The sequence below is a fragment of the Sphingopyxis sp. 2PD genome (assembly GCF_005503695.1).
In the GTDB taxonomy this organism is placed as follows: domain Bacteria; phylum Pseudomonadota; class Alphaproteobacteria; order Sphingomonadales; family Sphingomonadaceae; genus Sphingopyxis.
In genome coordinates, this window is sequence record NZ_SCMU01000036.1 from 20138 (window position 1) to 28242 (window position 8105).

At 62.4% G+C, this 8105-nt stretch carries 11 protein-coding genes; 4 read left to right on the forward strand and 7 right to left on the reverse strand.

The window, feature by feature from the left end; translation table 11 throughout:
• The first annotated feature begins 119 nt into the window (after positions 1-119).
• Entirely contained in the window at positions 120-1052 is a 933-nt protein-coding gene (locus FFS18_RS16050; RefSeq protein WP_137871623.1) for an ATP-binding cassette domain-containing protein, read from the forward strand.
• Positions 1049-1774 (forward strand): ABC transporter permease, encoded by a 726-nt coding sequence (locus FFS18_RS16055; RefSeq protein ID WP_171005340.1) that lies wholly within the window; start codon positions 1049-1051, stop codon positions 1772-1774. The genes FFS18_RS16050 and FFS18_RS16055 overlap by 4 nt, the downstream gene beginning before the upstream one ends.
• 103 nt (positions 1775-1877) lie before the next feature.
• Here FFS18_RS16055 and FFS18_RS16060 read toward each other — a convergent pair whose 3' ends face one another.
• Positions 1878-2807, reverse strand: coding sequence for an isopenicillin N synthase family dioxygenase (locus FFS18_RS16060; protein WP_137871625.1), 930 nt, complete (start codon positions 2805-2807; stop codon positions 1878-1880).
• Between the two features lie 153 nt (positions 2808-2960).
• On the opposite strand from FFS18_RS16060, the gene FFS18_RS16065 reads away from it, so the two are divergent.
• On the forward strand, positions 2961-3386 hold the full coding sequence (locus tag FFS18_RS16065) for an EVE domain-containing protein (protein WP_120215342.1): 426 nt from the start codon (positions 2961-2963) through the stop codon (positions 3384-3386).
• A gap of 40 nt (positions 3387-3426) precedes the next feature.
• Here the strand turns inward: FFS18_RS16065 and FFS18_RS16070 are convergent, their stop codons facing one another.
• From FFS18_RS16070 to FFS18_RS16090, 6 genes are all read right to left on the reverse strand, one after another.
• Entirely contained in the window at positions 3427-3756 is a 330-nt protein-coding gene (locus FFS18_RS16070) for a PilZ domain-containing protein (protein ID WP_171005341.1), read from the reverse strand.
• Positions 3757-3844: 88 nt separating this feature from the next.
• Entirely contained in the window at positions 3845-4435 is a 591-nt protein-coding gene (locus tag FFS18_RS16075) for an SOS response-associated peptidase family protein (RefSeq protein WP_137871626.1), read from the reverse strand.
• 50 nt (positions 4436-4485) lie between these two features.
• Entirely contained in the window at positions 4486-4659 is a 174-nt protein-coding gene (locus FFS18_RS17540; protein ID WP_168453730.1) for a hypothetical protein, read from the reverse strand.
• Positions 4660-4716: 57 nt separating this feature from the next.
• The gene (arfB, locus tag FFS18_RS16080) at positions 4717-5118 is read right to left on the reverse strand and encodes an alternative ribosome rescue aminoacyl-tRNA hydrolase ArfB (protein ID WP_120215345.1); all 402 of its coding nucleotides are present in this window, start codon (positions 5116-5118) and stop codon (positions 4717-4719) included.
• Complete coding sequence (locus FFS18_RS16085; protein ID WP_137871627.1) at positions 5111-5794, reverse strand: RluA family pseudouridine synthase; 684 nt, start codon at positions 5792-5794, stop codon at positions 5111-5113. Before FFS18_RS16085 ends, arfB begins: the two co-directional genes overlap by 8 nt.
• 228 nt (positions 5795-6022) lie before the next feature.
• The gene (locus FFS18_RS16090; protein ID WP_137871628.1) at positions 6023-6916 is read right to left on the reverse strand and encodes a LysR family transcriptional regulator; all 894 of its coding nucleotides are present in this window, start codon (positions 6914-6916) and stop codon (positions 6023-6025) included.
• 89 nt (positions 6917-7005) lie between these two features.
• Here FFS18_RS16090 and FFS18_RS16095 point away from each other — a divergent pair, with 89 nt between their 5' ends.
• Positions 7006-7716 (forward strand): CoA transferase subunit A, encoded by a 711-nt coding sequence (locus FFS18_RS16095; protein ID WP_137871629.1) that lies wholly within the window; start codon positions 7006-7008, stop codon positions 7714-7716.
• Positions 7717-8105: the final 389 nt, after the last annotated feature.

An 8105-nucleotide genomic window follows, 5' to 3' on the forward strand; every position in this document is an offset into this window, starting at 1 on the left:
AAAACAAATCGTACCGGTGCGTTGAGCGCGATTGCCAATCACTTTGCCTGCCCCAACACGGCGAGTCTTGAACGAAATCCGGGCCGCCGTGAGACGTGCAGCGCAAAGGACCCAACGAAATGTACGCCGTCGAAGTCGAAGAGCTGACGAAACTCATGGCTGGGCGGCGGGTCATCGATGGAATTTCACTGCTCATTTCCCAGCACAGCGTGTTCGGGCTGCTTGGGCCGAACGGGGCCGGCAAAACGACGCTCATGCGCCTCATCCTGGGTCTGCTTCCCGCCGACGGCGGACGAGTCGAGCTGTTCGGCCATGATATTGCGCGAAACCGGCGGTCGGCGCTGGCACGGGTAGGTTCGTTCATCGAAGAACCGGCGCTCTACGGCCATTTGTCTGGACGTGTAAATCTTGAGCTTCATGCAAGAATGATGCGCGTGGCCGACAGCGCTGTTGACGAAGTTTTGGAAATTACCGGCATGCGCGGCGCGTCGAGCCGCCTTGCGCGCACCTATTCGCTCGGCATGAAGCAACGGCTGGCCTTGGCAAAAGCGTTGCTGGGCCGACCCAGGCTGTTGGTTTTGGATGAGCCCACTAATGGACTCGACCCTGATGGCATTGCTGAAATCCGGACGTTAATCGCCGATCTGCCGCAAAGGATCGGCGGCACGGTAATATTATCGAGCCACCTGTTGAGCGAAGTTGAGCATGTTGCCGACCATGTCGCGATCGTTCGCGATGGCCGGATCGTGGCAGAGGGCAATCTGGCAGGCTTGTTGAGTGGAGGACGTGACCTCGTCATCGAAACGACCGACCTACCCGGCGCCGCGACCCTGCTTGGCCATTACGGCTTCCGAGCGGAAATGAGCGATGAAACGCTGATTGTCGCGGGCGGGGAGGCAGCGGGCTGCGCGGAACGACGAGCGCGAATCAATCGCTTGCTCGTCGAGGCGGACTTTAATGTCAGTTCGATTTTCGCACGCCCCCGAAGTCTGGAAAATCTCTACCAGGACTTGGCGGCCCGCAGTGAGCAATTGGCAGGAGGTGCAGCGTGAGGCACCATCTGGGCGTCGAATATCGCAAACTCAGCGGGTCATTGGCTATTCTGCTGGCAATCCTCGCGCCCGCGCTGCCGGCCGTTATGGCTCTGCTTGCGGTATCGACATCGGATCGTCTGATGACGTGGCAGATTATTTATTTTCAGTTTGCGCTGCCCATCTGGGTCACGTTTCTGATGCCGATGGCGATAGCCGCCTTCGCAACCTTATTGGGTCAGATTGAGTATCGCGCCAATGGCTGGGAAAGCATGTTCGCGCTTCCGGTTCACAAATATTCGATTTTTCTTGCGAAAATGTTTGTCGGCATCTCGGGTGCGGTCGGGATGATGGTCCTAATGCTGGTCTTGACGGCGATAGGCGCATCTGGAGGAATTGCCTTAAGCGGCAATGTTCCCCCGGACAATTTCCCCTGGATGCAACTGCTGGACAAAACACCCATGATCCTGGCGGCTTCGGCGCCACTTGTGGTGATCCAGATGTGGGTAGCAATGCGATTTGCAAACTTCGTCGTTCCACTGGCGTCCGGCATCACAGGCACGATGGTCGCGATCGCCGTCGCAATGACAAATACGGGGAAAGCCGACTGGTTTCCCTGGGTCATGCCGTTCCGAGCGCTGTCGAATAATCAATCGCCATCGGCGGCGCTATTGGCTTTGCTCGCAGCGACCGGCCTGACAGTTGCAGCCACTTTAGACTTGTCGCGCGCAACGCTCCGGTAGGGCTTGGTGCGTTGGTTCTCGGTGGATGACATCGCGGGCGAATTGATCAGTCAAATTTCGGCATCGCGATGCATCGATTGCAAAGGATGTTTGGAAACGCCGCCTACTTCTTCAACCCAATCTCCCGCAACCGCTCCTGCAAATAGTCGTCCGCCGTAATCGGCGTCGGGTACAGGTTCGGATGCGCATCATCGATGCAGCTTTCCAGCGTCTCGATCGGATAGTCCGAGCGGAAGTGGAGGAAAAACGGCATCGAATAGCGCGCCACGCTCGCGCGGCCTTCGTCGGGGTTGCGCACGCGGTGGGTGGTCGACGGCAGCTTGTTGTTGGTCAGCCGTTGCAGCATGTCGCCGACATTGACCGCCATCGCGCCGGGCGGCGGGCTGACCGGTAGCCAGCTGCCGTCCTTGTCGAGGATTTCGAGCCCCGCTTCCTCTGCACCCAGCAGCAACGTGATCGTGTTGATATCCTCATGCGCCTCGGCGCGGATGCCCTTGGCAGGGGCCGCAACCGGCGGATAGTGGAGCAGACGCATCACGCTATTGCCGTCGAGCACCGTGTCGTCGAAGAAATCGGGCGCGAGGCCAAGATAGCTTGCGATGCCCGACAAGAGCTGGCCGCCGACGCGGTCGAACTCGGCGAACAATTTTTCATAGACGGCGCGGAAGCCCTCGACCTCGGCGGGCCAGACATTGTTTGGCTGCTGCGCCGCCAGCCGGTGTCCTGCGGGCAGGTCGCGCCCGACGTGCCAGAATTCCTTGAGGTCGACTTCCTTCGCGCCCTTGGCGATCTCGGTCCCGAACGGCGTATAACCGCGCGCGCCGCCACCACCGGGGATATGATAGGTGCGCTTGACCTCTTCGGGCAATGCAAAGAAATCCTTCGCCTTCGCCCAGGCATCGTCGATCAGCGCGGCGTCGATGCCATGATCGGTGATCATCGCAAAGCCGAAGCGTTCGAACGATGCGCCGAATTCCGCAGCGAATTTTTCGGCGGGCAACGACATGGAAATGACGGGAACGGCGGCGGTCATGCTGTAAGGTCCAATATGTTGGTGCTGTGGCACGCCATGGCGAAGGGCCGCCGGCGCGTCTTTGACATGAATCAGATTTAGGCGCTGCCGCGTCGCAGCGAAAGGAAAAAAGGCGCCTTCCGCCGCGCCTGCGGCTCGGCTAAGCCGCTGTCCATGAGCAAGCAATATTGGCTGATGAAATCCGAACCCGACGCCTATCCGTGGGAGCAGCTGGTGCGCGAAGGCACCGGCATCTGGGATGGGGTGCGCAATCACACCGCCAAGCTGAACCTGAAAGCGATGCGGGTTGGCGACGAAGCGCTGTTTTACCACAGCAATATCGGCAAGGAATGCGTCGGGATCATGCGCATCACCGAAACGGCGTTCCCCGATCCGACCGCCGAAGAAGGCTCGCCGTGGGTGGTGGTGCGCGTCGAACCGGTGCGGGCGCTCAAGCATCCGGTGACGCTGGCCGCGATCAAGGCTGATCCGAAGCTTGCCGATATGGACCTGATCCGTCAGTCGCGGCTGTCGGTCGGACGCGTGACGCCCGCCGAATGGAAACATATTCTGAACAAGTCGGAGAAGCCGACAGGCTGAGGCCCGTGTCCCCCCGTCGCTGCGCGACAGGGAGGAGCGTTCAACTCTGGCGCAGCTTGACCTGCAAATGCTTCGCCACCGACGGGTGCAGCGGGTGGATGAATTCACACCCATAGCTGTTGCCGTCGGCGCGGCGGACGACGGCTTCGATCGGTTGCAGTCCCGGCAGGTTGACCCAGATATGCTTGCCGATCTGCGGCCGGAAAAAGGTCACCATGCGAAATCCGGTCGACGACAGATCGAACAGTTCGACGTCGAAGGGGTTCAACCCGGCCTCGCGGTAGCGCGCTCGCGCCTGCACCGGTGCGCGCTCGGCGCGGCGACCGGTGACGGCGGGTCGTTTGGTTTCGATAATGCGATTGCCCAACACTGCTTTGGTCCCAGTTCTTATGTGTTCATTCCGGAGCTTTTAGCGCGCCGGTGGTTACCTCGAAGTGAAGAGATATGGTGAATTTCGCTTACATTGGCGGGCTATCGGTCACCGTCATCAACTGCGCCGGAAAGGGCACCGCGAGCGCGACCGCATCGCGCCATTCGCCGCTCAGCCAGGTAGCATGCTGGTCGGGGTGCAGGATCACCGGCATCGCGTGTGGCTGATACCGATCGATCAGTCGGTTGGGGTCGGTCGTAAGCATTGCAAAACAGGGCCAATCTTCGCCATCGCGATGGATCCCGGCAAAGGCGAAAATGGGCTGCGACGGGATTGAAAACCAATGCTGGCGGCGCGCGCCTGCTGGCCCTGACCATTCGGCAAAGGCGGTGGCCGGGATCAGGCAGCGCAGTTCGGCATGGCGCAATGTCCCGATCCAGAACGGGCTGGCGAGGTTGCGGACGTGCGTCACGGGCCGGTCGCCGCGCGGCGGAGGCGGGACGCCCCACAATTTCGGGCGCAGAAAGCGGCGCGCGCCGCCGCGACCGTCGCTGGCGATCACCGGCGCGGGCCGCGCGGGCGCGACATAATCGCCGCTCCACGGATCGTCGCCCGCCTCGGCAGCAAAGGCCGCGGCAATCGCGGCGGCGGGGGCGTCGAGGCGGTAGAGGCTGGTCACCGCCTCGCGATCGCGCTGGACAAGGTGGCTGTCAATCGGTCGCTTGTCGGTTACTTATCCCAGGGGGATTTCTGACCGGTTTCAGAGCGTTGCTCATCGCGCGCCGCGTCGGCGGCGCGATCGGCGGCGACCATCACGCCGGCGCCCATCATGCTGCAACCGACAAAGCTCATGATGCTGAGGCAGCCGAGCCCCATCAATACCGATTTCACGATCTCGCCCATGTACCGCTCCGCTCGCTTGGTCCGGAGCCATCTAGCGCAGGATCGTAAACATGCCGTTTACTCTGGACTGCGCACCCGTCCGCGCCCGGCCTTGATACTGCTGCGCGCTTTCTTGCTGTCGACGCGGCGCGCCTTGGCGGCCTTGCTCGGTTTGGTCTTGATGCGGCGCTCGGGGCGGACCAGCGCGGCGTCGATCAGCTCGGACAGGCGCGCGCGCGCGTCGGTGCGGTTGGCTTCCTGTGTGCGATAGCGGCGCGCCAGAATTATCAGTTCGCCCTCGCTCGTCATCCGGCTGCCGGCCAGCGTTTTCAAGCGCTTATAGGCATCGGGGGCGAGCCCCAGCGCATAGACGTTGACGCGCAGCTGGCACGCGGTCGCGACCTTGTTGACATTCTGCCCGCCCGGCCCCGTCCCGGCGAGAAACTTCTCCGAAATCGCGCTTTCGGGGATCTCAGCCACGGGTCGGGGCGGCTCCCTCCGGCGCGGCAAATCCCAACGCGATGAAGCTGTCGGGGAAGGGCGCCTCGGCAATTACTGGCGGCTTGACGTCACGTTTTAGCACCAGCCGTTCGGCGTGGAGAAGGGTGCGTGTCTTGGTGCCGCCGCGACCGTAAACGGGATCGCCGACCAGAGCGAAGCCCAGGCCTTCGAGCGCATGGACGCGAATTTGATGCGTGCGGCCAGTTTCGGGGCGAAAACGCAGCAAACTCCGCTCGCCCACGACGGCCAGCTTTTCCCAATGCGAAATCGACGGCTTGCCTTTCGGGTCGCCGACCATCCGCCAGCCGTCCTCGGCGGTCGATACCTTGCTCAGCGGCAGGTTGATCGTGCCGCGGTCGGCGTCAGGCACGCCGTCGACGATCGCCAGATATTGCTTATCGACCTCGCGATCCTCGAACGCGCGGGTGAAACGCCCATGCGCCTTGGGGTTGCGGGCGAGTAGCAGGCAGCCCGAGGTGTCGCGGTCGAGCCGGTGGACTGCGAGCGGCCAGCGTTTGAACCCGAAACGGAGCGAATCGAGATGATTTTCAAGGCTGAGGCTGCCGTCGCGCGGCGCATCGACGGGCAGGCCCGCGGGCTTGTCGATCACGAGGGCTTCGCCGTCGAGGAACAGGACACGGTCTGAAAGGAGCATGGCGCGCTATAGGCGGAGCGAGGGGCAGCCGAAAGCGGAAAGGTTGGTGGGGCTGTGGATAGCTAGTCGGCTTTGGGGTGGACTCCAGACCATCTCCTACCTCCGTTCGTGTCGAGCGAAGTCGAGCCACGCCGAAGGCCCACGCCAAGCCACGCGTATCTCGACTTCGCTCGATACGAACGGAGACTGGATTGAACAGCTGCTCCCGGCCCCAACCCGCCGCCCGGTTCAAACACCCTCCTCGGCCAGATCAAGCTTCGCCGCGCGGGCAAAGATTTGCGTCAGCACCGGTTCGGTATCAGCGACGCGCATCGCCACCTGAAACTCGACCGGCGCCAGCGCCGGCATGCCATCGAGCAGCGCGAGCGCGCCGGTCGCGATCTCGCCGCGCACCATCGGTTGCGGAAAAATTCCGATCCCCCCGCCCGCTTTTGCGATATCGATCATCGTGCGCGCGTTGTTGCACAGGTTCAGCGACTTTTGCGCGATGCGCGATGCTGCGATCGCCTCGCGCATCCGGCCATGGATCGGCGAATGGCTGGCGAGCGACCAGACGGGCAAGCCGGTATCGCCGCCCGCAAACGCCGCGGCAATCCCCGGGCTGGCCAGCCACACCAGCTGGACATCACCGATCGGGCTGGTCTTCAGTGCCGGATGCGCGATCGGTCCGGCAGCAAAGGCGATGTCGGTCCGCCCGGTCAGCAATTGCTGGATCAGGTTCGCGGTGAGGTCGATTTCGATCTCCAGCCCGACTTGCGGCATGTCGGCTTTCAGCCCGGCCACAAAGCCGGGCAGGCAGCTTGCCGCGGCGATCTCGCCCGCGCCGATCCGCACCACCCCGCTCGCCTCGCCATAACCGCCGCTGCCGAGCAGCGCATATTGCATGTCGCGTAGCAGCGGATCGCAATCACGCACCAGCTTGCGCCCCGCTGCGGTCAGCGACATCGTGCGGCCGTCGCGTCGGAACAGCGCCGTCCCCAGGCGCTGCTCCAGCTCGCGCATCCGCGCCGACACCGTCGGCTGGGTCGTGTTAAGCCGCTCGGCGGCGGCGGAAAAGGTTCCCAGCCGGTCGATCCACAGCAGCGTTTCGAGATGATAGAGCGCAACGCGATTAATAGACATCGCCTATGTATAATCCAAAATTTGAACAATTAGAATTGATGGATCAAATACGCCAAGGTCGCGCCGAAAATTGGACAAGGGAGCCCGACATGGCGAGCAAGCAATATTCCGACGCCGCAGCCGCACTCGAAGGCCTGCTCTTTGACGGCATGCACATTTGCGCCGGAGGCTTTGGCCTGTGCGGCATTCCCGAACGCCTGATCGATGCCATCCGCGACGCGGGAACGAAAAACCTGACCATCGCCAGCAACAACGCCGGGATCGACGGCGAAGGGCTCGGCAAGCTGCTGCGCACCCGGCAGGTCAAAAAGATGATCAGCTCCTATGTCGGCGAGAACAAGGAATTCGAGCGGCAATATCTGGCGGGCGAGCTTGAGGTCGAATTCTGTCCGCAGGGGACGCTGGCCGAACGCTGCCGCGCCGGCGGCGCGGGCATTCCCGGCTTTTACACCAAGACCGGGGTCGGCACGGCGGTGGCCGAGGGCAAGGAGGTCAAGAATTTCGATGGGCAGGATTATATCCTGGAGCGCGGAATCTTTGCCGATCTCGCGATCATCAAGGGGTGGAAGGCCGACGAGAGCGGCAACCTGATCTTCCGCAAGACCGCGCGCAATTTCAACGCGCCGATGGCGACCGCGGCGAAGATCTGCGTCGCCGAGGTCGAGGAAATCGTGCCGGTGGGCAGCCTCGACCCCGACGCGATCCACCTGCCCGGCATCTATGTGAAGCGGATGATCGTGGGCGCCCCCTATGACAAGAAGATCGAGTTCCGCACGGTACGCCCGCGCGAGGCCGCGTGATGTTCGGTCGGCGACCGGAACATCCTCACTCGATACCGTTGGCCGGTCACGAAGGACTGGGTGAGCAATATCGCGAGATCGCCCGATTTTGGGTCTCGGCGGACCGGTCCTTCGTTCTGGTGGCACCCGACGTCGTACCTTCGCCCGCACTGCTTGGTTCGCTTTTGGTCGAATGCCTGCATACGGCCGCAGCCGGATATGCAGCGGCGGGTAACATCAGCGAGGAAGCAGCGTTGAGCGAGCTTTGGAAGGGTTTCGACGAGGAGCGTTCGCGCCTTGGCAGCCCTCATCAACTGGGAGAGGCCAGCTAATGTCCCCGATCTACTTCAAAATGAGATCAAAGGTGACCGTCGTTATGCTGGCGGTTTCACTCATTGGGTGCGCAGCGG

What these genes read in the sequence shown, in the direction of transcription:
- FFS18_RS16050 (WP_137871623.1), top strand. Translation starts at nt 120, where the DNA reads ATGTACGCCGTCGAAGTCGAAGAGCTGACGAAACTCATGGCTGGGCGG.
- FFS18_RS16060 (WP_137871625.1), bottom strand. Translation starts at nt 2,807, where the DNA reads ATGACCGCCGCCGTTCCCGTCATTTCCATGTCGTTGCCCGCCGAAAAA.
- FFS18_RS17540 (WP_168453730.1), bottom strand. Translation starts at nt 4,659, where the DNA reads ATGGGCGAGATCGTGAAATCGGTATTGATGGGGCTCGGCTGCCTCAGC.
- FFS18_RS16065 (WP_120215342.1), top strand. Translation starts at nt 2,961, where the DNA reads ATGAGCAAGCAATATTGGCTGATGAAATCCGAACCCGACGCCTATCCG.
- FFS18_RS16090 (WP_137871628.1), bottom strand. Translation starts at nt 6,916, where the DNA reads ATGTCTATTAATCGCGTTGCGCTCTATCATCTCGAAACGCTGCTGTGG.
- FFS18_RS16095 (WP_137871629.1), top strand. Translation starts at nt 7,006, where the DNA reads ATGGCGAGCAAGCAATATTCCGACGCCGCAGCCGCACTCGAAGGCCTG.
- FFS18_RS16085 (WP_137871627.1), bottom strand. Translation starts at nt 5,794, where the DNA reads ATGCTCCTTTCAGACCGTGTCCTGTTCCTCGACGGCGAAGCCCTCGTG.